The sequence below is a fragment of the Pseudomonas sp. 10(2024) genome, from assembly GCF_045164175.1.
GTDB classification, from domain to species: domain Bacteria; phylum Pseudomonadota; class Gammaproteobacteria; order Pseudomonadales; family Pseudomonadaceae; genus Aquipseudomonas; species Aquipseudomonas alloputida.
Genome location: NZ_CP174006.1, coordinates 691,333 through 713,676 on the forward strand (window position 1 = coordinate 691,333; position 22,344 = coordinate 713,676).

At 62.4% G+C, this 22,344-nt stretch carries 21 protein-coding genes and 5 tRNA genes; 12 read left to right on the top strand and 14 right to left on the bottom strand.

Annotation, left to right across the window (positions count from 1 at the left end):
- The first annotated feature begins 1 nt into the window (after position 1).
- Entirely contained in the window at positions 2-391 is a 390-nt protein-coding gene (locus ACI7M0_RS03085) for a type IV pilin protein (protein ID WP_129933651.1), read from the top strand.
- Positions 392-445: 54 nt separating this feature from the next.
- Entirely contained in the window at positions 446-1,543 is a 1,098-nt protein-coding gene (gene thiO, locus ACI7M0_RS03090; RefSeq protein WP_020192259.1) for a glycine oxidase ThiO, read from the top strand.
- Between the two features lie 144 nt (positions 1,544-1,687).
- Here thiO and ACI7M0_RS03095 read toward each other — a convergent pair whose 3' ends face one another.
- The 9 genes from ACI7M0_RS03095 to ACI7M0_RS03135 form a co-directional block, all read right to left on the bottom strand.
- Complete coding sequence (locus tag ACI7M0_RS03095; protein WP_129933652.1) at positions 1,688-3,097, bottom strand: amidase; 1,410 nt, start codon at positions 3,095-3,097, stop codon at positions 1,688-1,690.
- 1 nt (position 3,098) lies between these two features.
- Positions 3,099-4,376, bottom strand: coding sequence for a Zn-dependent hydrolase (locus ACI7M0_RS03100; RefSeq protein WP_129933653.1), 1,278 nt, complete (start codon positions 4,374-4,376; stop codon positions 3,099-3,101).
- Between the two features lie 152 nt (positions 4,377-4,528).
- Entirely contained in the window at positions 4,529-5,224 is a 696-nt protein-coding gene (locus ACI7M0_RS03105) for an ABC transporter ATP-binding protein (RefSeq protein ID WP_129933654.1), read from the bottom strand.
- The gene (locus ACI7M0_RS03110; RefSeq protein WP_129933655.1) at positions 5,224-5,976 is read right to left on the bottom strand and encodes an ABC transporter ATP-binding protein; all 753 of its coding nucleotides are present in this window, start codon (positions 5,974-5,976) and stop codon (positions 5,224-5,226) included. The genes ACI7M0_RS03105 and ACI7M0_RS03110 overlap by 1 nt, the downstream gene beginning before the upstream one ends.
- Positions 5,976-6,995 carry a branched-chain amino acid ABC transporter permease gene (locus ACI7M0_RS03115; RefSeq protein ID WP_020192255.1) on the bottom strand — a complete coding sequence of 340 codons (1,020 nt, stop codon included), beginning with the start codon at positions 6,993-6,995 and terminating at the stop codon, positions 5,976-5,978. The genes ACI7M0_RS03110 and ACI7M0_RS03115 overlap by 1 nt, the downstream gene beginning before the upstream one ends.
- Position 6,996: 1 nt before the next feature.
- Positions 6,997-7,857, bottom strand: a complete 861-nt coding sequence (locus tag ACI7M0_RS03120) for a branched-chain amino acid ABC transporter permease (RefSeq protein WP_003247565.1) — start codon at positions 7,855-7,857, stop codon at positions 6,997-6,999.
- Positions 7,858-7,922: 65 nt separating this feature from the next.
- On the bottom strand, positions 7,923-9,125 hold the full coding sequence (locus tag ACI7M0_RS03125) for an ABC transporter substrate-binding protein (RefSeq protein ID WP_119714179.1): 1,203 nt from the start codon (positions 9,123-9,125) through the stop codon (positions 7,923-7,925).
- Positions 9,126-9,215: 90 nt separating this feature from the next.
- On the bottom strand, positions 9,216-9,980 hold the full coding sequence (locus ACI7M0_RS03130) for a FadR/GntR family transcriptional regulator (RefSeq protein ID WP_020192253.1): 765 nt from the start codon (positions 9,978-9,980) through the stop codon (positions 9,216-9,218).
- A 254-nt stretch (positions 9,981-10,234) separates the two neighbouring features.
- Positions 10,235-10,465 (bottom strand): PP0621 family protein, encoded by a 231-nt coding sequence (locus ACI7M0_RS03135; protein WP_014589594.1) that lies wholly within the window; start codon positions 10,463-10,465, stop codon positions 10,235-10,237.
- 156 nt (positions 10,466-10,621) lie between these two features.
- Between ACI7M0_RS03135 and ACI7M0_RS03140 the strand changes: the two genes are divergently transcribed.
- Positions 10,622-11,932 (top strand): IS4 family transposase, encoded by a 1,311-nt coding sequence (locus tag ACI7M0_RS03140; RefSeq protein WP_104960600.1) that lies wholly within the window; start codon positions 10,622-10,624, stop codon positions 11,930-11,932.
- A gap of 66 nt (positions 11,933-11,998) precedes the next feature.
- Here the strand turns inward: ACI7M0_RS03140 and ACI7M0_RS03145 are convergent, their stop codons facing one another.
- The gene (locus tag ACI7M0_RS03145; protein ID WP_004577276.1) at positions 11,999-13,018 is read right to left on the bottom strand and encodes an outer membrane protein assembly factor BamD; all 1,020 of its coding nucleotides are present in this window, start codon (positions 13,016-13,018) and stop codon (positions 11,999-12,001) included.
- Between the two features lie 147 nt (positions 13,019-13,165).
- Here ACI7M0_RS03145 and rluD point away from each other — a divergent pair, with 147 nt between their 5' ends.
- The 8 genes from rluD (at position 13,166) to ACI7M0_RS03185 (ending at position 18,484) form a co-directional block, all read left to right on the top strand.
- The gene (gene rluD / locus ACI7M0_RS03150; RefSeq protein WP_003247554.1) at positions 13,166-14,128 is read left to right on the top strand and encodes a 23S rRNA pseudouridine(1911/1915/1917) synthase RluD; all 963 of its coding nucleotides are present in this window, start codon (positions 13,166-13,168) and stop codon (positions 14,126-14,128) included.
- Positions 14,125-14,865: a peptidoglycan editing factor PgeF gene (pgeF, locus tag ACI7M0_RS03155; RefSeq protein ID WP_010951886.1), complete on the top strand. Its 741-nt coding sequence runs from the start codon at positions 14,125-14,127 to the stop codon at positions 14,863-14,865. Before rluD ends, pgeF begins: the two co-directional genes overlap by 4 nt.
- A gap of 249 nt (positions 14,866-15,114) precedes the next feature.
- Positions 15,115-17,679: an ATP-dependent chaperone ClpB gene (gene clpB / locus ACI7M0_RS03160; protein ID WP_010951887.1), complete on the top strand. Its 2,565-nt coding sequence runs from the start codon at positions 15,115-15,117 to the stop codon at positions 17,677-17,679.
- A gap of 362 nt (positions 17,680-18,041) precedes the next feature.
- Positions 18,042-18,117, top strand: a tRNA-Asn gene (locus ACI7M0_RS03165).
- Between the two features lie 4 nt (positions 18,118-18,121).
- Positions 18,122-18,198, top strand: a tRNA-Pro gene (locus tag ACI7M0_RS03170).
- Between the two features lie 6 nt (positions 18,199-18,204).
- Positions 18,205-18,280 (top strand) — tRNA-Lys (locus tag ACI7M0_RS03175).
- Between the two features lie 46 nt (positions 18,281-18,326).
- Positions 18,327-18,403: transfer RNA gene (locus tag ACI7M0_RS03180), tRNA-Pro, on the top strand.
- 5 nt (positions 18,404-18,408) lie between these two features.
- Positions 18,409-18,484 (top strand) — tRNA-Lys (locus tag ACI7M0_RS03185).
- A 191-nt stretch (positions 18,485-18,675) separates the two neighbouring features.
- On the opposite strand, the gene ACI7M0_RS03190 is transcribed toward ACI7M0_RS03185, so the two are convergent.
- From ACI7M0_RS03190 to ACI7M0_RS03205, 4 genes are all read right to left on the bottom strand, one after another.
- Complete coding sequence (locus ACI7M0_RS03190; protein ID WP_003247549.1) at positions 18,676-19,971, bottom strand: NAD(P)/FAD-dependent oxidoreductase; 1,296 nt, start codon at positions 19,969-19,971, stop codon at positions 18,676-18,678.
- A gap of 84 nt (positions 19,972-20,055) precedes the next feature.
- The gene (locus ACI7M0_RS03195; RefSeq protein WP_008091951.1) at positions 20,056-20,229 is read right to left on the bottom strand and encodes a DUF3094 domain-containing protein; all 174 of its coding nucleotides are present in this window, start codon (positions 20,227-20,229) and stop codon (positions 20,056-20,058) included.
- A 132-nt stretch (positions 20,230-20,361) separates the two neighbouring features.
- Positions 20,362-20,991: a DUF1780 domain-containing protein gene (locus tag ACI7M0_RS03200; protein WP_003247546.1), complete on the bottom strand. Its 630-nt coding sequence runs from the start codon at positions 20,989-20,991 to the stop codon at positions 20,362-20,364.
- A gap of 55 nt (positions 20,992-21,046) precedes the next feature.
- A complete protein-coding gene (locus tag ACI7M0_RS03205; RefSeq protein ID WP_049588119.1) occupies positions 21,047-21,478 on the bottom strand; it encodes a hypothetical protein in 432 nt (143 codons plus the stop codon).
- Between the two features lie 86 nt (positions 21,479-21,564).
- On the opposite strand from ACI7M0_RS03205, the gene ACI7M0_RS03210 reads away from it, so the two are divergent.
- The gene (locus ACI7M0_RS03210) at positions 21,565-22,272 is read left to right on the top strand and encodes an energy-coupling factor ABC transporter permease (RefSeq protein WP_129932826.1); all 708 of its coding nucleotides are present in this window, start codon (positions 21,565-21,567) and stop codon (positions 22,270-22,272) included.
- Positions 22,273-22,344: the final 72 nt, after the last annotated feature.

Below are 22,344 nucleotides of genomic sequence, written 5' to 3' on the forward strand. Positions count from 1 at the left end.
CATGCAGCAAGGCTTGAGCCTGATCGAGTTGTTGATTGTGCTGGCCGTGACCGGCATTCTGGCAGCCATTGCCTACCCCAGTTACAGCGACCAGCTTCGGCGAGCCGCGCGCAGCGAAGTGGTTGGCCTGCTGCATGATGCCGCCCTGCGCCTGGAGCGCCACCGCGTGCGCACTGGCCAATACACCGAGGGCGACCTGGTCTTGCCCGAAGGTACCCGCTACTACAGCCTTCAGGCCCAGCGCGACAGTGACACCTTCACGCTGCGCGCCCGGCGGCTACCGCATGGGCTGATGGCACAGGATGGCTGTGGCGATTTCCAGCTCGACCAGGCTGGTGTGCAGCACAATCCGGGCGCCGTTGAGCACAGCACGCACTGTTGGGGAAGTTGAAGGTTCAATGATGCCCGGTGCATCGCGGTTTTACTTCAGGTGTTGGATCGACAGATGAGCAAGCAAGTAGTGGTGGTTGGCGGCGGGGTGATCGGCCTGCTGACGGCATTCAACCTGGCAGCCAAGGTCGGCCAGGTGGTGGTGTGCGATCAGGGCGAGGTTGGCCGAGAGTCGTCCTGGGCTGGCGGAGGCATTGTCTCGCCGTTGTACCCGTGGCGCTACAGCCCCGCCGTGACCGCTCTGGCGCACTGGTCGCAGGACTTTTATCCACAGCTGGGCGAGCGTCTGTTCGCCAGCACCGGTGTCGACCCGGAAGTTCACACCACCGGGCTGTACTGGCTCGACCTGGACGACGAGGCCGAAGCGTTGGCCTGGGCCGCGCGCGAGCAGCGGCCGCTCAGTGCCGTGGATATTTCCGCGGCCTACGATGCGGTGCCGGTGCTGGGCCCGGGCTTCAAGCACGCCATCTACATGGCTGGCGTGGCCAATGTGCGCAACCCACGCTTGGTCAAGTCGCTGAAGGCGGCGTTGCTGGCGCTGCCGAACGTGAGCTTGCGCGAACACTGCCAGATCACCGGCTTCGTGCAGGAAAAGGGGCGCGTGACTGGTGTACAGACGGCTGATGGCGTACTGGCGGCGGATGAGGTTGTGCTCAGCGCAGGCGCCTGGAGTGGCGACCTGTTGCGTACCCTTGGCCTTGAACTGCCGGTGGAGCCCGTGAAGGGCCAGATGATCCTGTTCAAGTGCGCTGAAGACTTCTTGCCGAGCATGGTGCTGGCCAAGGGGCGCTATGCAATCCCGCGACGTGACGGGCACATTCTGGTGGGGAGCACGCTGGAACACGCCGGGTATGACAAGACCCCGACCGGGGATGCGCTGGAAAGCCTGAAAGCATCGGCGGTGGAGTTGTTGCCAGAGCTTGAAGGCGCGACAGTGGTGGCGCACTGGGCGGGACTGCGGCCGGGGTCGCCAGAAGGCATCCCTTACATTGGGCCTGTGCCGGGGCATGAAGGGTTGTGGCTGAACTGCGGGCATTATCGCAATGGGCTGGTGCTGGCGCCGGCTTCGTGCCAGCTGTTTACCGATTTGCTGACAGGGGCCGAGCCGATTATCGACCCGGCGCCGTATGCGCCAGAAGGGCGTTTGGGCTGAGGACCTCTTCGCGGGTAAACCCGCTCCTACACGAGCGGGTTTACCCGCGAACGGGCCGCAAAAGCCAACACAAATTACAGCCAGTAATCGGTGCGTGTAGGAGCGGGTTCACCCGCGAAAGGGCCGCAGAAACCAACACAGATTTCAGCCAGTAATCGGTGCTTGCAGGTGCCGGGTCGGATAATGCTGCTCATACACCTTGCACACCCGCAGCACTTGCTCATCGGCAAAGCGCCCGGCCACCACCTGCAGGCCCACCGGCAACCCCTCGCGGGTGAACCCGCAGGGTACCGAGGCCGCCGGCTGTTGGGTCAGGTTGAACGGATAGCTGAACGGCGTCCACTCCATCCATTGCGCCATCCCCGACCCAGGCGGCACGTTGTGTCCGGCTTCGAACGCCACCAACGGCAGCATCGGCGATACCAGCACGTCATATCGCTGATGAAAGGCATTCATCTTCGCAATCAATTCTGCCCGTGCCTCTAGCGCCTGGGTGTATTCGCCAAGGCTGATCTGTGCGCCTTGTTCGGCAATCCAGCGCAGCCCCGGGTCAAGCAACGCTCTCTGCTCATCGCTCAAGGCACTGGCCAACCGCGCCGCGCCGGCAAACCACAGGGTATTGAAGGTTTCCAGCGGGTCGCTGAAGCCCGGGTCCACTTCCTCTACCTGCGCACCCAGCCGCGCCAGACGCTGCACCGCTTGCGCCACCAGTGCCTGGATCTGTGGGGCGACTTGCACGTAACCGAAGTTGGCGCTGTAGGCGATGCGTAGGCCGCTCAGATCTTGCTGCTGGCTGAGCCACGGCGCCTGCCGGGGTGCGCCGGCCAAACCGTCGCGGGCATCGGGGCGCGCTACGCAGTCGAGCATCAGCACCGAGTCGTCCACGGTACGCGTCATCGGCCCCAGGTGCGACAGCACGGTCATGGCGCTGGCCGGCCATTGCGGCACATAGCCGAAGGTCGGTTTGATGCCGAAGGTGCCGGTGAAGGCGCAAGGGATGCGAATCGAACCACCGGCATCGCTGCCCTGATGCAGCACCCCCAGGTTCAGCGCGGCGGCTGCCGCAGCACCACCAGACGAACCACCGGCAGTCAGCCTGGTATCCCAAGGGTTGCGGGTAATGCCGTACAGCGAGTTGTCGGTCACGCCTTTCCAGCCGAACTCTGGCGTGGTGGTCTTGCCCACTAGCACTGCACCGGCTTCACGCATGAAGGTGCTGAAGGGCGCATCGATTTCCCACGGCCCGGCACCCGAGGTAGTACGCGAGCCCTTGCGGGTAGGCATGCCGCGGGTCAGGGTCAGGTCCTTGATCGAGGCGGGTACGCCATCCAGTCGGCCACAGGGCTCGCCGCGCTGCCAGCGCTGTTCGCTGGCGCGGGCGGCGGCGCGGGCGCCTTCGCCGTCGACATGGCAGAAGGCGTTGACCGCCGGGTTATGCAGGTCGATGCGCGCCAGCACATCTTCGACCACCTCGACGGGTGACAACTGGCGGCGCTGGTACAGTTCGAGCAGTTCGACGGCGGTGAGTTCGCCAATCGCGGTTTTCTGGGTCATTTCAACGGGCTCCCGGGTTGGCGGCCTGGAACATGGCGCGCAACAGGACGTCGCAACCATCGGCCAGGTCCTGGGGCGCGGCATTTTCGATTTCGTTGTGGCTGATGCCGCCTTCGCATGGCACGAAGATCATCCCGGCCGGGCCCAGCTCGGCGAGGAAGATCGCATCGTGACCGGCGCCGCTGACGATATCCATGTGGCTCAGGCCCAGCGCACGCGCCCCCTGGCGCACGGCATCCACACACTGCTCGGCGAAGTACAGTGGCGGGAAGTCGGCTGTCGGGGTCAGCTGATAGCTCAGGCCATGTTTCGCCGTGCTGTTTTCGATGGCTGCGCGCACTTCGCTGACCATGGCGTCGAGGTGCCCAGGGTCGAGGTGGCGCAGGTCGATGGTCATGTGTACCTGGCCGGGGATAACGTTGCGCGAACCTGGATGCAGGGTCAGGCAGCCGACCGTGCCGCAGGCATGTGGTTGGTGCGCGTGAGCGACGCGGTTGACCGCAGCCACCACTTCGGCTGCGCCGACCAATGCGTCCTTGCGCAGGTGCATGGGTGTGGGGCCTGCATGCGCCTCGACACCGGTCAGTACCAGGTCGAACCATTTCTGTCCCAGGCAGCCCTGGACCACGCCGATGGTGGTGCGTTGGTCTTCCAGCACCGGGCCTTGCTCGATATGTGCTTCGAAGTAGGCGCCCACGGCATGCCCGGTAGGCAAGCGCGGGCCGGCGTAGCCGATGCGCTGCAATTCAGCGCCGACCGACAGACCTTGGTCATCGACCTTGTCCAGGGTTTCCTGCAGGCCGAACTTACCGGCAAACACGCCCGAGCCCATCATGCAGGGCGGGAAGCGCGAACCTTCTTCGTTGGTCCATACCACCACTTCCAGCGGGGCTTCGGTGGTCAGGTGCAGGTCGTTGAGCGTGCGCATCACTTCGAGGCCGGCCATGACGCCGTAGCAGCCATCGAACTTGCCGCCGGTGGGTTGGGTGTCGATGTGGCTGCCGGTCATAACCGGTGCCAGGGCAGGGTTGCGGCCGGGGCGGCGGGCGAAGATGTTGCCGATGGCGTCGATGCTGACGGTGCAGCCGGCTTCTTCGCACCAGCGCACGAACAGGTCGCGCGCCTGGCGGTCGAGGTCGGTCAGGGCCAGGCGGCATACGCCACCCTTGGCGGTGGCGCCGAGTTGGGCCAGGTCCATCAATGATTGCCACAGGCGCTCGCGGTTGATCAGAGGGCCTTGGCCGAGCAGGTGCTGCGAGGGATCGATGCGGGTGTTCATGGTTCATCTCTCCTGAAATTTCTGGGTTGCTTGTACCGGCCTATTCGCGGGTGAACCCGCTCCAACAAAGGCCTCGCAGGGCTGAGGGTGGTGACACCTTTGTAGGCGCGGGTTTGCCCGCGAAAGGGCCGGTACAGGTAAGCACGGTCGGGTCAGGCGCTAAGGGCCAGGTAACGGTTCTTGATGCTCGGGTCCTCGCGGAACTGCGCCGCACTGCCCTGGTAAGCGACGCGGCCCTGCTCCAGCACATAGTGGCGATCAGCAAGGGCATCGCAGACCAGCAGGTTTTGCTCTACCAGCAGGATCGACAGCCCTTCGTCCTTGATCCGTCGCAGGATCTTCACCAGTTCATCGACAATCACCGGGGCCAGGCCTTCGGTGGGCTCGTCGAGGATCAGCAGCCTGGGGCCGTTGAGCAGGGCGCGGGCGATAGCTAACATTTGCTGCTCGCCACCGGACAGGGCGAAACCACCGTTGCGGCGCCGCTCCTTCAGGCGCGGGAACATGCTGTAGACGTCCTCCAGCTGCCAGCGGCTGGCTTTGCGCACGGCAATCTTCAGGTTCTCCTCCACGCTGAGCTGGCGGAAAATGCCGCGGTGTTCCGGCACCAGAGCAATGCCGAGCCGGGCGATATCGAAAATTTCGCGGCCGACCAACTGCTGGCCGTTGAAGCTGATCTGCCCCTGTCGTGGGCGGACGATGCCAAGGATGCTGCGCAAGGTGGTGGTCTTGCCTGCGCCGTTGCGCCCCAGCAGCGTTACCAGTTCGCCTGCCTCGACCTTGAGCGAGACACCTTCGAGCACATGGCTCTTGTCGTAGTAGGAATGGATCGAATCGACGTTGAGCATCAGGCGGCCTCTCCAAGGTAGGCGGTGCGTACGCGCTCGTCGTTGCGCACCTGTTCAGGGGTACCCTCGACCAGGATCTGGCCGTGACTCATCACCGTGATGCGCTGGCTGATCGACATGACAATGCTCATGTTGTGCTCGATCAGTAGCACGGTATGGTCGCGGCCAAGATCGCTGATCAGGTCGGTCATCACCGGGATGTCGTCGATGCCCATGCCTGAAGTGGGTTCGTCGAGCATCAGCAGGGTGGGCTTGGCGCAGATCGACATGCCCACTTCCAGCACCCTTTGCTGGCCGTGCGACAGCTCGCCCGCCAGGGTTTCGGCACGGGCGCTCAGTTTCAGGCGCTCCAGCACCTGGTCGGCGGTGTTCCAGTGGCTGCGCTTGTGCTCGACGCTGCGCCAAAAGTTCAGCGCGCCCAGGCCATCACGGCCTTGGGCTGCCAGGCGCAGGTTCTCGCGCACGGAAAGGTTCTGGAACAGGCTGGTGAGCTGAAACGAACGCGCCATGCCAAGCGCCACGCGCCCGTGGGACGGCTTGCGAATGATGTCCTGGCCATTGAACAGGATCTTGCCGGCCGTGGCCTGACGCTCGCCGGTCAGGCAGTGGAACAGGCTGGTCTTGCCGGCGCCGTTGGGGCCGATGATGGTGTGGATGGTGCCGGCGCGCACTTTAAGGTCAACACCGGAGACCGCCTTGAACGGCCCGTAGGCCAGCTCCAGGTGGCGGGTTTCCAGGAGGTAGTCGCTCATCACAGGGTCTCCTTGGTCTTGGCCTGGGGTTTGTCATCGGCATTGCGGGTGGCCAGCAGGCGCTTGCCCAGTTCGGTCAGGCCGCCCCACAGGCCGCCACGCATGAACACCACCACCAGAATCAGGATCACCCCCAGCAGCATCAGCCAGCGTGGCCAAAGCTCCGACAGCACGTCACCCAGCAGCACGATGGCGCCGGCCCCCAGCAGCGAGCCGAACAGTGAGCCGGTGCCGCCGACGATGGTCATGATCAGGATGTTCTCGCTCATCATCAGGTCGATGTTCGACAGCGGCGCAAAGTGCAGCAGCATGGCGTACAGCGCCCCGGCGATGCCGGTGATGGCGCCCGACAGCATGAACACCAGAATCTTGAAATGGCGGGTGTCGTAGCCGATGGCGGCGGCGCGGGTCTCGTTCTCGCGGATAGCCAGCAGGGTGCTGCCGAATGGCGAACGGATCACCCGCAGGGCTGCGGCGAAGATCAACAGGAACAGCACCGCGACGAACACATAGAAGTGCCGTGGGTCGGCCAGGTCGACCAGCACATGGCCGGCGATTTCGATATTCGGCCGTGGCACATCAAGCAGGCCATTGTCACCGCCGGTCCAGCCGCTGAGGGTATAGGCCAGGAAGTAGGCCATCTGGCTGAAAGCCAGGGTCAGCATGACGAAGTAGATGCCCGTGCGACGGATCGCCAGTGCGCCCACCAGCAGCGCGAGGAGGGCGCCGAACACAGCTGCGCCAAGCAGCGCGGCGAACATGCCCCACTGCAGGTGGATCATCAGCAGCGCTGCGCCATAGGCGCCCACGCCAAAGAAGATGCCCTGGCCGAACGACAGCAGTCCGGTGTAGCCGAGCAGCAGGTTGCAGGCCAGTGCGGCCATGGCAAAGATCAGGATCTCGGTGGCCAGGGTGGCCGAGGGCAGCAACAGCGGCAGCGCCACCAGGCTGGCAACTACCAGCGACAGCAGCGCCGGGGCGCGGCCCTTGGCGACTGGCAATGGGTTTTTCTCGCTCATCTCAGGCTCTCCCGAACAGGCCGTAGGGACGGACCAGAATTACTGCTGCCATGGCGCCGTAGATCATCAGGCTGGCGCCTTGCGGCCAGAGACTGGTCATCATGCTTTGCACCACACCCACCAGCAGGCCGCCAACCAGCGCCCCGCCGAACGACCCCATGCCGCCAATCACCACCACCACGAAGGCAATGCCGAGGATTTCCGGGCCGACGAAGGGCTGGGCGCCCCGTAGCGGCGCAAACAGCACACCCGCCACACCTGCCAGGCCCACGCCCAGGGCGAATGTCAGGGAGAACAGGCGGAAAATGTTGGTGCCCAACAGCGAAACGGTTTCGGTGCTTTCGCTACCGGCCCGCACCAGTGCGCCGAAACGGGTGCGTTCCAGCAGCAGCCACAGGCCAATACCGATCAGCGCTGCGAAGCCGATCAGGAACAAGCGGTAGTAGGGGTAGATGAAGTCGCCGAGTATCAGCACCCCGCGCAGTTCAGGTGGCACGGCAATGTTCTTGCCCACCGGGCCCCAGATCAGCACCGACGCTTCCTGGATGATCAGCGCGATGCCGAGGGTGACGAGGATCTGGAAGGTGTGCGGCAGGTGGTAGATGCGTTTGATCAACAGGCGCTCGACCGCCCAGGCCAGCGCGGCCACCACCAGTGGCGCAATCAGCAGCGCCAGCCAGAAGTTGCCGGTGACGGCCACGGCGGTGTAGCACAGGTAGGCGCCCAGCAAGAAAAACGCGCCGTGGGCGAAGTTGACGAAGTTGAGCAGGCCGAAAATGATCGTCAGGCCCACGGCGATGAGGAAGTAGATCATCCCCAGGCCCAGGCCGTTGAGCAGTTGGAACAGGTACAAATCGAGCATGAGCGTGCCCTCGACAGCGCGCCGGGCGGCTGCCTGTACAAGTGTTTGTGACTAACGCCGCAGCTTCAGGCCAGGGCGCAACCGGTGTGATCGACCTCGACGAACGAGCGGCCCGAACTGATGACTTCGGCCAGGTCGTCCTCGTCGCGCATCTGCCCTTGGGGCTTGCCGCGCAGCAGGTAGTAATCCTTGAGCACCTGGTGGTCACCCGGGCGGATCATTTCTTCGCCGGTCGGGCCCTGGAAGCGCATGCCCTGCAATGCCGCAGACACGGCGGCCCCGTCCAGGCTGCCGGCCTTGACGATGGCCTCGAGCATCACCTTGGTGCCGATGTAGTCGGCGGCCAGCGGGTAGTTGGGATTGATGCCATAGGCCTTGCGGGTGGCGGCGACCAACTGTTTGTTCAGCGGGGTGTCGACCTGGTGCCAGTACTGCGCACCCAGGTACACGCCCTCGAGCACGTCGCTGCCCAGCTCCTGGAACTGGTCGAGGCCGGCAGACCACACCATCAGCACTTTCATGCGGTCCTTGATGCCGAAGTTGACCGCCTGGCGCAGGGCGTTGGAGGCCTGGCTACCGAAGTTGAGCAGCACCAGTACGTCGGGCTTGGCGGCGATGGCGTTGGTCAGGTAGCCGGAGAACTCCTGCTCCTGCAACGAGTGGTAGCTGTTGCCGATGTGTTCCACGCCGAGCTCGGCGAACACTTTGCGGGCGTTGTCCAGCAGGGCATCGCCGAATACGTATTGCGGGGTGATGGTGTACCAGCGCTTGGCCTGGGGCAGCTGGCGGCTCATCGGCACCAGGGTTTCGCGGATGGCCCCATAGGTGGGCACCGACCAGCGGAAGGTTGAGGCATTGCAGTCCTTGCCGGTGATTTCGTCGGCGCCCACAGGCGTCATGAACACGCCGCCGGCTTTGTGGATTTCCTTGGACACCGCCAGTGCCGAAGACGACAGGGTGCACCCCTGGAAGAAGCGTGCGCCATCCTGGCCGATGGCTTCCTGCACCTTGCGCACCGCCTTGCCGGCGTTGCCTTCGGTGTCGATGACTTTGTACTTGAGCGGGTGGCCGAGCAACTGCGGGTGCTCGGCGATGGCCAGGCGCGAGCCCATGTCGGCGTACTTGCCGTAGCTGGCGAAGGCGCCCGACATGGACTTGAGCCCATAGAAGGTCAGCGGTTGGTCGGCGAATGCCCGGTGTGCCCCCAAGGGGAGGCTACCTAAGGCACCCAGGGCAAGGCCTGCCTTGAGCAGGGTACGTCTTTGCATGAGTAACTCCTTGTTTGTGGTTATTAGGCAGGAGTGGCAATGACAAAGCGGGTACGGCCGGGCCTGTGTGCAGGCCTCTTTGCAGGCGCATCAGTGGTGGTGATCGAACTCCAGCAGGAAGTTGCGGGCAACCTCGCCTTCCAGCGCGGTCATGTGGTGCTCGGCGTCGCACATGTGTTCGTGCATCAGCCGGCGTACGGCGGGTTCGTCGCTGGCGCGCAAGGCGGTCAGCAGTTGCTTGTGGTAGTCGATGTTGGCGGCGGCGAACTGCTGGCGCTTGGGCAGGTAGGCCTTTTTCAGCACCACCAGGTCGCGCAGCAGGTCGTTGAGGAACACCGCCATGAAACGCAGCAACGGGTTGGGGCAGCGGTTGGCCAGCAGGGTGTGGAATTCAAGCTCCGCCAAGCGCTGCTCACGCTGGCCTTCTTCGCTGTCTTCCGGCGCGCTGCAGAAGTCGATGTTGGCCTGCAGCGCGGCGTAATCGGCTTCGCTCAGCTTGCCCATCACCGACACCGCCAGTTCTACCTCGATGACTTTGCGCAGCTGGTACACCTGTTCGCCGTCCAGGTGCTGAAAGTGCAGGTAGTTGCGCAGCGCGCGGCTGGCTGGCTCGGTGCCCACTTCGTTCAGGTAGGCGCCCCCGGTCGGGCCGGTGCGGGTGCTGACCAGGCCTTCTACTTCGAGCGCCTTGAGGGCTTCGCGGGCGGTGCCCTTGGAGCATTCGAAATGCTCCATCAGCTCACGCTCGGTAGGCAGGCGGTCGCCGGGGTGCAGCGCTTCGGTGACGATCGAGCGCTTGACTGATTCGACGATCACATCGGACAGCTTCTGGCGCTTGCGTTTGGGTTTGAGCATTTCGCTATTTTTCATATTTATGCGGATAAATAGGATTTAGCGAATTTTGGCCGGACGGGTCAATGCTGGCGGGGGGGAGGGGTCGTAAATGGTGTGAAAGGGTCGGGGAGGGATATGTGGAACACGAAATTGCAGATAAAAACTGTGGGAGCGGGCGTGCCCGCGAACACCGGCGAAGCCGGTGCCATACACCGTGGTGCCTGCTTCGCGGGCAAGCCCGCTCCCACAGATTTCGAATTGGTTTCACATCGTGTTCAGCCTTGGTGGCCAGGGCCCTGCTGCAGGTGGGCCTGGCTGCAATACCACTCATTGCCCTGCTGCAGCGCACGGTCGTTGGGCAGGTGCACGCCGCAATGGGCACAGCGCACCATCTTCAGCGGCGCATCCAGCTTCGCCTCAGGGTGCGACTGCTGGCTGACTTTGTATTTGCGCCACAGCCAGAACGCGGCGGCGATCAGGGCGATCCAGAAAAGTAGGCGAACCATGATGTCCAGCTTGTCGATTGAAGAAGCCGACAGTCTAGGACGCGGCCAATAAAAAAGGGAGGCCCAAGGCTAATGCCAGTCAGTTAAGACTGACGCATTGACCTTTAGCCCATAGGCCGCAAAATCCGATGCTTGGAAACGAGCATCGGATTTTTTATGCGCCTGTCAAAAGCCCTGTCCCTCACTCATGAAATGGCATCGCGGCCACATGCCCTCGAAGGGCTTGGAGCCTTGCTTGATCCAGACATTGTGAAACAGGCCTTCGAAACGGCAGGCGTCTCGACTATACGCAAGCGCCGGTTGCCGTTGGAAAGCCTGGTCTGGTGCATCATCGGCATGGCGTTGTTCCGCCGGATGTCGGCTTGGGATGTCGTGAATCACATGGACATCATGCTGCCGGGCAAGCGACCGCTGGTGGCGCCCAGCGCTGTTGTTCAGGGACGGCAACGGCTGGGTAGCGAAGCGGTTCGCGAGGTGTTTTCGCTCACCCAGCAGCGATGGCATGCAGAAGTCCAACACCCTCAATGGTTGGGGTTAACGCTTTTGGGTGTGGATGGCGTCGTCTGGAATACCCCCGACACCGCAGAAAATCGGGCGTGCTACGGCGGCGCGACCAATCAGCATGGCGATGGCAGTTACCCTCAAGTCCGAATGGTCTGCCAGATGGAACTGACTAGCCATCTGCTGATAAGCAGTACTTTCGAGAGCTATCACAGTAGCGAAATGAAGCTGGCCGAACAGTTGATCGCTACCACGCCTGATCACTCGCTGACCCTGTTCGATAAAGGTTTCTACTCGTTGGGTTTGCTGCATCACTGGCAATCACAAGGCGAGCAGCGTCATTGGCTTATTCCTTTGAAGAAGGGTAGCCAGTACGAAGTCGAGCACAAGCTTGGGCGCAACGATGCCGTAGTCATTCTGCGCACCTCGCCACAAGCCCGTAAGCAATGGCCCGGCCTGCCGCTGGAGACTCGAGCACGGCTGTTAAGCAAGACGATTAAAGGCAAGGTGGTGAGCGTACTGACCTCAATGGTCGATCCGCTGCGTTTCCCGGGTGATGAGATCGTCGACCTTTACAGTCAGCGTTGGGAAATCGAACTGGGATATCGAGAGATCAAGCAAGGGCTTTTAGGTGGTGAATATACGCTGAGAAGCAAGACGCCGGAGATGATTGCGCAAGAGCTATGGGGCGTACTGCTGGGCTACAACCTGTTGCGTTATCAGATGGTGCAAATGTCTCGACAGTGCCCTGGTGTGTACCCATGCGAGATGAGTTTTACTGCCTGTAGCTGGGCAATACTGGGCTTGCTGCATGGCACATCCTTGAACCACCCCGGAAATTTGCCGGGATTTTTGTCGGATCTGCAGGCTTCGGCGGCACAATATGTCTTGCCACATCGACGGCCTGACCGATGGTTTCCGCGAACGGTGAAGCAACGTCCAGCGAAGTACCCCACCCGAAAATGAAAAATGCCAGTCAGCTTAACTGACTGGCATTAGGCCCAAGGCCTCCCTTTCATTCACCACTGAAGGTCAGTCGAACAGACCAAAGGTCATGTAGCTGAACCAGGAACGGTCTTTCTCGGCTTCTTTCGGGCCTTCCGGCACGATCGGGTCGCCGTTCTCGTCTTTAGGCAGCAGCTCTCGCGGCATCTCGTCGCGCGCGTCCTGGAACTGCTTGACCACGTCCTGGTTGGCGCGGGTTTCGCCTGGCGGCAGCGGGGTATCGGTTTCGATCAAGCCCAAGGTGGCCTTGGACAGCCAGCCGCGGCCGTCAGACTCGGTCTGCTTGGGCTGGAACTCGCCATCGACCAGGCTCGGGTGGTCCGGGTAGTTGAGCTTGAGGGTTTCCAGGCTCGTGGCGGCCAGTTCGTCCAGGTGCAGCTTCTGGTACGACTCGACCATCACCGCCAGGCCGTCACCGACAGACGGGGTTTCCTGGAAGTTTTCGACCACGTAGCGGCCACGGTTGGCAGCCGCTACATAAGCCTGGCGGCTCAGGTAGTAGTCGGCCACGTGGATTTCGTACGAAGCCAGCAGGTTGCGCAGGTAGATCATGCGCTGCTTGGCGTCTGGCGCGTAGCGGCTGTTGGGGAAGCGGCTGGTCAGCTGGGCGAACTCGTTGTACGAGTCGCGGGCGGCGCCCGGGTCACGCTTGGTCATGTCCAGCGGCAGGAAGCGCGCCAGCAGGCCACGGTCCTGGTCGAACGAGGTCAGGCCCTTGAGGTAGTAGGCGTAATCGACGTTCGGGTGCTGCGGGTGCAGGCGGATGAAGCGCTCGGCGGCCGACTTGGCGGCCTCGGGCTCGGAATTCTTGTAGTTGGCGTAGATCAGCTCGAGCTGCGCCTGATCGGCATAGCGGCCGAACGGGTAGCGCGACTCCAGGGCCTTGAGCTTGTTCACGGCGCTGGTGTAGCTGGAGTTGTCCAGATCAGCCTGGGCCTGCTGGTACAGTTCGGCCTCGCTGAGGTTCTCGTCAATGACCTCTTTATTAGAGGAACAGGCCGCGGTAAGCCCGAGGATGGCGATCAGCAGCAGGTGTTTCACTCGCATGGCGGCTTGCGTCCCTTTGACGGCCGCTGTCTTGGGCGGTGCCGTCCTGTTATGATGAGCGCCCCGGCCAACCCCGGGACAAAAGAAGCCGTATTTAACCACAAGCTCGCAGCCGAAACCAAAGGCTGTGCGCCCGCCGAATCGAGCATGTCCGAGATCATTCAACTTAGCGCAGAGGTACCGTCCGAACTGGGCGGCCAACGCCTCGACCAGGTCGCCGCCCAATTGTTCGCCGAGTACTCGCGTTCGCGGCTAACTTCGTGGATCAAAGAGGGCCGCCTGACGGTCGATGGTGCAGTCGTGCGCCCTCGAGACCTTGTTCATGGTGGCTCTCTGCTTGCCCTGGAGGCTGAACAAGAGGCCCAGGGCGAGTGGATCGCAGAAGATATCGAACTGGATATCGTCTACGAAGACGACCACATCCTGGTGATCAACAAGCCTGCCGGGCTGGTTGTGCACCCGGCGGCCGGGCATGCCAGCGGCACCCTGCTCAACGCGCTGCTGCACCATGTGCCAGACATCGTCAACGTGCCCCGCGCCGGTATCGTGCACCGCCTGGACAAGGACACCACCGGCCTGATGGTGGTGGCCAAGACCCTGCAGGCGCAGACCAAGCTGGTCGAGCAGATGCAGGCCCGCAAGGTCAGCCGCATCTACGAGTGCATCGTGATCGGCGTGGTGACTGCCGGTGGCAAGATCGACGCGCCCATCGGCCGCCACGGCGGCATGCGCCAGCGCATGGCTGTAACTGACGGCGGCAAGCCGGCGGTCAGCCACTACCGCGTACTCAAGCGCTTCCGCTCGCACACCCACGTGCGGGTCAAGCTGGAAACCGGCCGTACCCACCAGATTCGCGTGCACATGGCCCATGTGGGTTTCCCGCTGGTTGGCGACCAGACGTACGGCGGGCGCTTCCGTATTCCGCCCGCTGCCAGCCCGACCATGGTCGAGGCGGTCAAGACCTTCCCGCGCCAGGCGCTGCATGCGCGTTTCCTCGCCTTGGCCCACCCGATTACCGGTGAAGTCATGAAGTGGGAATCGCCACTGCCGGATGACTTCGTCTGGTTGCTGTCGCTGCTGAACCAGGACCGCGAGAGCTTCATCGGATGAGTGACCTGACGCAGGCGTTGCTGTTCCCCGACTGGCCGGCCCCGGCTTCGGTCCGCGCCTGTGTCACCACCCGTCAGGGCGGCGTCAGCCTGCCGCCCTATGAAACCTTCAACCTCGGCGACCATGTTGGGGATGACCCTGCCGCGGTCGCCGAGAACCGCCGCCGCCTGAGCGAACAGTTCACCATCCAACCGGCCTGGCTCAAGCAGGTGCATGGGCGGGTGGTGGCGGATGCCGACCCGACTGTGGTGGCCGAGGCCGATGCCAGCTGGACCCGCCAGCCTGGCATTGCCTGCACCGTGATGACCGCCGATTGCCTGCCTGCGTTGTTCTGCGACCGCGCGGGCACCCGCGTGGCGGCGGCGCATGCTGGTTGGCGTGGGCTGGCGGGTGGCGTGCTGGAAGCCACGCTGGACCGGCTGGCGCTGCCGCCAGAAGAGGTGCTGGTGTGGTTGGGGCCTGCCATCGGCCCGCAAGCGTTCGAGGTGGGGCTGGAAGTGCGTGATGCCTTTACCGCCGTGCACCCGCAAGCAGCTCGGGCATTCGTCGACGGCGAACGGCCAGGCAAGCTGTTGGCGGATATCTATGAGCTGGCGCGTATTCGCCTGGCTGCCCGTGGCGTGACTGCTGTTTATGGCGGTGGCTTGTGCACGGTCAGTGATGCGCGGTTCTTTTCCTATCGCCGTACCCCGCAGGGTGGGCGTTTTGCATCGTTGGTCTGGCTGGACCCGCGCTAGTCTGTACCTGCCTCTTCGCGGGCACGCCCGCTCCCACAAAAATTCCGCAAACGTTGAAACTGGTGGTGTACCTGTGGGGGCGAGCATGCCCGCGAATGGGCCCCGTTAATCCAACAGGTTGACTTTGGTCAACCCCGCTAAGCTTGAATCTTCCAGAATCAGCCTTATCTATAAAGTCATCTCAGGCAGGTTTCTTTATAAACAGGCGCTGTCCATCGCTCCGACCTGCCCTTTAAAGGAAGGTACACCATGCGAATAGACCGTTTAACCAGCAAGCTGCAACTTGCAATATCCGATGCCCAGTCTTTGGCCGTTGGCATGGACCACCCTGCCATCGAGCCCGTGCACCTGTTACAGGCGCTGCTCGAACAGCAGGGCGGCTCCATCAAACCGCTGCTGATGCAGGTAGGCTTCGACATCAATGGCCTGCGCCAGGGGCTGGTGAAAGAACTCGACCAACTGCCGAAAATACAGAACCCTACCGGCGACGTGAACATGTCGCAGGACTTGGCACGCCTGCTTAACCAGGCAGACCGCCTGGCACAGCAGAAGGGCGACCAGTTCATTTCCAGCGAGCTGGTGCTGTTGGCCGCCATGGACGAAAACAGCAAGCTCGGCAAGCTGCTGCTGAGCCAGGGCGTGAGCAAGAAAGCGCTGGAAAATGCCATCAACAACCTGCGTGGCGGCGCGGCAGTGAATGACGCCAACGCCGAGGAATCGCGCCAGGCGCTGGACAAATACACCGTCGACCTGACCAAGCGTGCCGAAGAGGGCAAGCTGGACCCGGTCATTGGCCGTGACGATGAAATCCGCCGTACCGTGCAGGTGCTGCAACGCCGTACCAAGAACAACCCGGTGCTGATTGGTGAGCCTGGCGTGGGTAAAACCGCCATCGCCGAAGGCCTGGCCCAGCGCATCATCAATGGTGAAGTGCCCGACGGCCTCAAAGGCAAGCGCCTGCTGGCGCTGGACATGGGCGCGCTGATTGCCGGTGCCAAGTACCGCGGCGAGTTCGAAGAGCGCTTGAAAAGCCTGCTGAACGAACTGTCCAAGCAGGAAGGCCAGATCATCCTGTTCATCGACGAACTGCACACCATGGTCGGCGCCGGCAAAGGCGAGGGCGCCATGGACGCCGGCAACATGCTCAAGCCGGCCCTGGCCCGCGGCGAGCTGCATTGCGTAGGTGCCACCACGCTGAACGAGTACCGCCAGTTCATCGAAAAGGACGCCGCCCTGGAGCGCCGTTTCCAGAAGGTGCTGGTCGAAGAGCCGAGCGAGGAAGACACCATCGCCATCCTGCGTGGCCTGAAAGAGCGCTATGAAGTGCACCACAAGGTGGCCATCACCGACGGTGCAATCATCGCAGCGGCCAAGCTCAGCCACCGCTACATCACCGACCGCCAGCTGCCGGACAAGGCCATTGACCTGATCGACGAAGCGGCCAGCCGCATCCGCATGGAGATTGACTCCAAGCCGGAAGTGCTCGACCGCCTTGATCGCCGCCTGATCCAGCTGAAGGTGGAGTCGCAGGCGCTGAAGAAAGAAGAAGACGAAGCGGCGAAAAAGCGCCTGGAGAAGCTGACCGAGGAAATCGAGCGGCTGGAGCGTGAGTATTCCGACCTGGAAGAAATCTGGGCTTCGGAGAAAGCTGAAGTGCAGGGCTCGGCGCAGATCCAGCAAAAGATCGAGCAGTCTCGCCAGGAGCTGGAAGCCGCCCGTCGCAAAGGCGACCTGAACCGCATGGCCGAACTGCAGTACGGGGTGATCCCGGACCTGGAGCGCAGCCTGCAGATGGTCGACCAGCACGGCAAGACCGACAACCAGTTGCTGCGCAACAAGGTCACCGAGGAAGAAATTGCCGAAGTGGTGTCGAAGTGGACCGGCATTCCTGTGGCCAAGATGCTCGAAGGCGAGCGTGAGAAGCTGCTGAAAATGGAAGAGCTGCTGCACCAGCGCGTGATTGGCCAGAGCGAGGCGGTAACCGCCGTAGCCAACGCCGTACGCCGCTCGCGTGCCGGGCTGTCCGACCCGAACCGGCCAAGTGGTTCGTTCCTGTTCCTCGGCCCGACTGGTGTGGGCAAGACCGAACTGTGCAAGGCGCTGGCCGAGTTCCTGTTCGACACCGAAGAGGCGATGGTGCGCATCGACATGTCCGAATTCATGGAGAAGCACTCCGTCGCGCGCCTGATCGGTGCACCACCAGGCTATGTAGGGTATGAAGAGGGCGGTTACCTGACCGAGGCCGTGCGGCGCAAGCCTTACTCGGTGGTGCTGCTGGACGAGGTGGAAAAAGCCCACCCGGATGTGTTCAACGTGCTGTTGCAGGTGCTGGAAGACGGCCGCCTGACCGACAGCCACGGGCGCACCGTGGACTTCCGCAACACCGTGATCGTGATGACCTCCAACCTGGGCTCGGCGCAGATTCAGGAACTGGTGGGTGACCGCGAGGCACAGCGTGCGGCAGTGATGGATGCGGTGGGGGCGCACTTCCGTCCGGAATTCATCAACCGCATCGACGAAGTGGTGGTGTTCGAGCCTTTGGGCCGCGAGCAGATTGCCGGTATTACAGAAATCCAGCTCGGCCGCCTGCGCAGCCGCCTGCTGGAGCGCGAACTGTCGCTGAGCCTGAGCCCAGAGGCGTTGGACAAGCTGATTGCCGTGGGTTACGACCCGGTGTACGGCGCGCGGCCGCTGAAGCGTGCGATCCAGCGCTGGATCGAGAACCCGCTGGCGCAGCTGATTCTGGCCGGCAAGTTCCTGCCCGGTACGGCGATCACCGCCAAGGTGGAAGGCGACGAAATCGTCTTCGGCTGATTGTGTTGCACCATGAGCCCCGCGTTTGCGGGGCTTTTTTTACCCCTTGCCAATGCCGGCACAGCCCAGCTATTTCGGGCCTTTGCGCCAACCCGGGGTAACCGCCTGAAATTTTTGAAATTTTTGCTTGCATCAAATTTAGAGTGCCCCTAATATACGCCGCGTTGTCAGGCACTAAGCGAATCACCAGCAACATCGGTGATCGCAAAACAACTTACAAATCAGTAAGTTGAATGAAAAAAAGTGGTTGACAAGCAAAACGAAGAATGTAGAATAGCCGGCCTCAGCAGCGACAACGCGAAAGCGAAGAAGCTAAAGAGTCCGAAGCGAACACAGTCTTCGGAGTTGTACCGAAGTTCAGTTCCGCGATAGCTCAGTCGGTAGAGCAAATGACTGTTAATCATTGGGTCCCTGGTTCGAGTCCAGGTCGCGGAGCCAATCTCGGGGTGTAGCGCAGTCCGGTAGCGCGCCTGCTTTGGGAGCAGGATGTCAGGAGTTCGAATCCCCTCACCCCGACCATTTTCCGGGTCGTTAGCTCAGTTGGTAGAGCAGTTGGCTTTTAACCAATTGGTCGTAGGTTCGAATCCTACACGACCCACCATGTAGAAAAGGGCATCTCAAAGAGATGCCCTTTTTTTTGAAACACTCGGGGTGTAGCGCAGTCCGGTAGCGCGCCTGCTTTGGGAGCAGGATGTCAGGAGTTCGAATCCCCTCACCCCGACCATTTTTGGGTCGTTAGCTCAGTTGGTAGAGCAGTTGGCTTTTAACCAATTGGTCGTAGGTTCGAATCCTACACGACCCACCATGAACAAAGGGCATCTCGCATGAGATGCCCTTTTTCTTTTGCCTCGAATAATGCGCCCATCGGTGCAAATCCCACCTGCATCTATTTGCCACACCGCCCCTTTGTAGGAGCGGGTTCACCCGCGAATGCGGCAGTGCAGCCACCATCGCATTCACAGGTAAACCCGCGCCTACAGGGCATGGGGGCGCCTGTCAGTGCAACTTCAGGCGCGGCTCGGTACCCCGGCCAATCTTGCTACCCAGCATCATCAACGCCGTGCGGAAGAACCCGTACAGCGCCATCTGGTGCATGCGGTACAGCGACACATAGAACATGCGCGCCAGCCAGCCTTCCAGCTTCACGCTGCCCATCAGGTTACCCATCAGGTTGCCCACCGCCGAGAAGCGCGACAGCGACACCAGCGAGCCATAGTCCTTGTACTCGTACGTCGGCAGGGCCTTGTTCTCCAAGCGCGCCTTCAGGCTTTGCGCCAGCATCGAAGCCTGCTGGTGCGCCGCCTGTGCACGCGGCGGCACGTTGCGGTCGCTGCCAGGTTGCGGGCAGGCGGCGCAGTCACCGAAGGCGAAGATGTTGTCGTCGCGGGTGGTTTGCAGGGTAGGGCGCACCACCAGCTGATTGATGCGGTTGGTTTCCAGGCCATCGATGTCCTTGAGGAAACCTGGCGCCCGGATACCGGCTGCCCACACTTTCAGGCTGGCCTGGATCACTTCACCGTCCTTGGTTTTCAGGCCGTCCTCGGTCACTTCACTGACTGCGGCGTTGGTCATCACCTTCACCCCGAGTTTTTCCAGGGTTTTGTGAACCGGTACGCTGATGCGCTCCGGCAGCGCCGGCAGAACGCGCGGGCCCGCCTCGATAAGGGTGATGTGCATGTCCTTGGGCTGGATGCGGTCCAGGCCATAGGCCGCCAGCTCGTGGGCAGCGTGGTGCAGCTCGGCCGCCAGCTCTACACCGGTGGCACCGGCGCCGACAATGGCTACGCTGATTTTCTCGCTGGCCACGTCGCCGGCGTGGGCACGCAGGTAGTGGTTCAGCAGTTGCTGGTGGAAACGCTCGGCCTGCTTGCGGGTATCCAGGAACAGGCAGTGCTGCGCTGCGCCCAGGGTGCCGAAGTCGTTGGTGTTGGAGCCCACGGCAATCACCAGGGTGTCGTAGCCCAGGGTGCGCGCAGGCAGCAGCTCGCGGCCCTCTTCGTCGAGGGTGGCAGCCAGTTGAATCTGCTTGCCTTCACGGTCCAGGCCGCTCATCCGCCCCAGCTGGAAATTGAAGTGGTTCCACTTGGCCTGGGCCACGTAGTTCAGTTCGTCTTCCGAGGAGTTCAGCGAGCCGGCGGCCACTTCGTGCAGCAGTGGCTTCCAGATGTGCGTGAGGTTGGTGTCGACCAGGGTGATTTCGGCCTGCTTGCGCTTGCCCAGGCTTTTACCCAGGCGGGTCGCCAGTTCCAGGCCGCCGGCGCCGCCGCCGACAATCACGATGCGATGAGTCATGGGAATATCTCATAAGGTTTACGGAATTCGTGGCCCTGGGGGCCGGCCGCAAACTGCACGAGGGGAGGGCGAGCGCGAAGCAGCTCATAGCACCAGTCCACTCAGCAGGCGGCTGATGAGACCCAACCCGATGGTCACGGCCAGCACCAGCACAAGGAGCAGCCACGGCCGGAAGGGCCTGCGCTCGACTTGGTGCTGGGGGGCTCGCAGATACTCATCGACACGACGCTGATCTTCCGGGTTCAGGCGGCTGGTCATGGTGGGCCTCGTCAGGTAGACGTTTGTGACTGTGCAAACGCTACAGCGTTCGCGCAGGCGCTTGAAACAAATGATAATGCTTTCTATCCCTGGCGCCGAGTGTACGCCATCGCAAACAGTCGCTGCACTGGATCAAAGACTGATGCCTACGTCGAAGACGATGCTGCGGCCCAGGTTGCCACGCAGGAAATCCGGCGCATCGGGGTGGGCAAACAGTACCCGGGCAAAGGTTGGCCCAACCAGCGACAACGAACGCCAGCCCTGGCGCAGGTATTCGGTAGGCGGCGGGAAGTGGGTGTTGAGGTCGAGCACTTCGCGCTTGAGGCTGGAGAACGCGATGATGTCCAGCTCGTTCAGCTCCAGCCCGCGTTCCCGGTAATTGTGCGCCTTCTTGCGCAAGGTGGGCGCCAGGCGCCCCAGCAGTTCGGTGGCACTGATGCGCCGTGGGCGTGCTTCGCGGCGTACCAGTTGCGCCAGGGAAAACGCACTGCGCCGCCGCTGCAGCTCCTCGCGCCATTCATCGTTCAGCCGGCGGCCCTCGTCGAGCACGAAAAACACCTCGAAGGCGGCGTCGCGGAACAGCACGTCTGGTGGCTCCTGCCCCGCCGGGGTGAAGTCCTCGCTGCGGTAGGGAATGTTCAGCCCCTGCAACAGGCGCTGGCACACCCAACGCTCCCGCTCCCACTTACGGGCGTTGGAGAGAAAGGCATTGGCTTGTTCGGCCTGGATGGTAAGCAGGCGCAGGTAGTCTGAGTCATCCATGCAGACAAGCTTAGCCGCTAATCGATGACGGTAAGATGCTGTTTAAGCGTGAGAATCAGCCCAGCACTGGCCACTGCTGCACCAGCCCGACCAGATGTACCACGCCAAAGCCCAGGCAGATCAGCGAGCTGACCACGATAAAACGCTGCGAACGCCCGGTGCCCGCCAGCAATACTGGCCCCAGCAGGCCGCGTAGCAAGTACACCAGGGTGATCAGGCAAATGACTGGCAGCAGCAAGGGCAGCCGCCCGATCGCCCCGGCAGCCGACAGCGCATAGGCCGACCAGGCCAGCAACACGCAGGCGATGGCAGCGGTGATCAGCGCCGGGTAGCAGCGGCCCTTCTCGGCGGCCACCGCCATGCGCTCACCGGCCCCGAACAAACGGTACCAACGCGGCCCCACGGCGATGATGGCCAGGTGAATTACGCCGATGATGGCGTTGAGTGCCGCTGCCAGTAGCAGGGCGGGGTTGGTTCCTTCCAGCATGACCAATGCTTCCTGCATCGAATGGAAGCGTCAGCCTACCGCAGCCGAAGGAATGGGAGAATGGGTGTAGACTCGGTTTTATCCACATGGCCGCAAAGGGTATTGTTCAGGTGATCAGCGCGCAGGTGTTATCCGACACCACCCTTACCCTTGGCTGGCTGGGTTATGTGCCGTTGCTGATCTGGGCGGTCAGCCGGGTTCGCTGGGTTGAACTGTTTACCGACCGGCGCCGCCAGCATTTGCTGTTTGGCACGGTGTTCTGCCTGTTTGCGCTGTGGCTGGTGCGGCGCGACTTTGATACCGGGGTGTCGTACCACTTTATTGGCATGACGGCGGTCACCCTGTTGCTGGACTGGCCGCTGGCGGTGCTGGGTGGGTTCATGGCCCAGCTCGGCTTGCTGGCGCTGGGGCGTCAGGACCTGGCGGCGCTGGGGTTGAATGGTTTGTTGCTGGTTGGCTTGCCGGTGCTGATTACCGAGGTGTGCGCGCTATTGGTGGAGCGTGCCCAGCCCCGCAACTTGTTCGTTTACATCTTTTGTTCGGGTTTTTTTCCGGCCGCCCTGACTGTGCTGATTTGCGTCCCCGCAGCGCTAGGGGTGTTGTGGCTGGACGGGCGTTTTGCCCTGCCGGAGTGGCTCAGCGACTTTGTTGGCTACCTATGGTTGATGATGTTCCCCGAGGCGTTCATCAACGGCATGGTGATCAGTGCGCTGGTGGTGTTTTGCCCCGAGTGGCTGGAAACCTTCAACCGCACACGCTATCTGCAGGCGCCCTGGAAGGAAGATGAGCGGTGAAGGTGTGGTGGCTGTGCTGGCCTCTTCGGGGGTAATGCACAGCACTCAGAGGTTGCACTCTCACTGTGGGAG

Excerpts from the sequence above, each read along its gene's own strand:
- ACI7M0_RS03140 (WP_104960600.1), top strand. The coding sequence starts at position 10,622 with ATGCGCCTGTCAAAAGCCCTGTCCCTCACTCATGAAATGGCATCGCGG.
- ACI7M0_RS03205 (WP_049588119.1), bottom strand. The coding sequence starts at position 21,478 with ATGCTGGAAGGAACCAACCCCGCCCTGCTACTGGCAGCGGCACTCAAC.
- ACI7M0_RS03200 (WP_003247546.1), bottom strand. The coding sequence starts at position 20,991 with ATGGATGACTCAGACTACCTGCGCCTGCTTACCATCCAGGCCGAACAA.
- ACI7M0_RS03145 (WP_004577276.1), bottom strand. The coding sequence starts at position 13,018 with ATGCGAGTGAAACACCTGCTGCTGATCGCCATCCTCGGGCTTACCGCG.
- ACI7M0_RS03085 (WP_129933651.1), top strand. The coding sequence starts at position 2 with ATGCAGCAAGGCTTGAGCCTGATCGAGTTGTTGATTGTGCTGGCCGTG.
- ACI7M0_RS03120 (WP_003247565.1), bottom strand. The coding sequence starts at position 7,857 with ATGCTCGATTTGTACCTGTTCCAACTGCTCAACGGCCTGGGCCTGGGG.
- ACI7M0_RS03130 (WP_020192253.1), bottom strand. The coding sequence starts at position 9,980 with ATGCTCAAACCCAAACGCAAGCGCCAGAAGCTGTCCGATGTGATCGTC.
- ACI7M0_RS03190 (WP_003247549.1), bottom strand. The coding sequence starts at position 19,971 with ATGACTCATCGCATCGTGATTGTCGGCGGCGGCGCCGGCGGCCTGGAA.
- ACI7M0_RS03095 (WP_129933652.1), bottom strand. The coding sequence starts at position 3,097 with ATGACCCAGAAAACCGCGATTGGCGAACTCACCGCCGTCGAACTGCTC.
- clpB (WP_010951887.1), top strand. The coding sequence starts at position 15,115 with ATGCGAATAGACCGTTTAACCAGCAAGCTGCAACTTGCAATATCCGAT.
- ACI7M0_RS03210 (WP_129932826.1), top strand. The coding sequence starts at position 21,565 with ATGGCCGCAAAGGGTATTGTTCAGGTGATCAGCGCGCAGGTGTTATCC.
- pgeF (WP_010951886.1), top strand. The coding sequence starts at position 14,125 with ATGAGTGACCTGACGCAGGCGTTGCTGTTCCCCGACTGGCCGGCCCCG.
- ACI7M0_RS03100 (WP_129933653.1), bottom strand. The coding sequence starts at position 4,376 with ATGAACACCCGCATCGATCCCTCGCAGCACCTGCTCGGCCAAGGCCCT.
- rluD (WP_003247554.1), top strand. The coding sequence starts at position 13,166 with ATGTCCGAGATCATTCAACTTAGCGCAGAGGTACCGTCCGAACTGGGC.
- ACI7M0_RS03125 (WP_119714179.1), bottom strand. The coding sequence starts at position 9,125 with ATGCAAAGACGTACCCTGCTCAAGGCAGGCCTTGCCCTGGGTGCCTTA.
- thiO (WP_020192259.1), top strand. The coding sequence starts at position 446 with ATGAGCAAGCAAGTAGTGGTGGTTGGCGGCGGGGTGATCGGCCTGCTG.
- ACI7M0_RS03105 (WP_129933654.1), bottom strand. The coding sequence starts at position 5,224 with ATGCTCAACGTCGATTCGATCCATTCCTACTACGACAAGAGCCATGTG.
- ACI7M0_RS03115 (WP_020192255.1), bottom strand. The coding sequence starts at position 6,995 with ATGAGCGAGAAAAACCCATTGCCAGTCGCCAAGGGCCGCGCCCCGGCG.
- ACI7M0_RS03110 (WP_129933655.1), bottom strand. The coding sequence starts at position 5,976 with ATGAGCGACTACCTCCTGGAAACCCGCCACCTGGAGCTGGCCTACGGG.
- ACI7M0_RS03135 (WP_014589594.1), bottom strand. The coding sequence starts at position 10,465 with ATGGTTCGCCTACTTTTCTGGATCGCCCTGATCGCCGCCGCGTTCTGG.
- ACI7M0_RS03195 (WP_008091951.1), bottom strand. The coding sequence starts at position 20,229 with ATGACCAGCCGCCTGAACCCGGAAGATCAGCGTCGTGTCGATGAGTAT.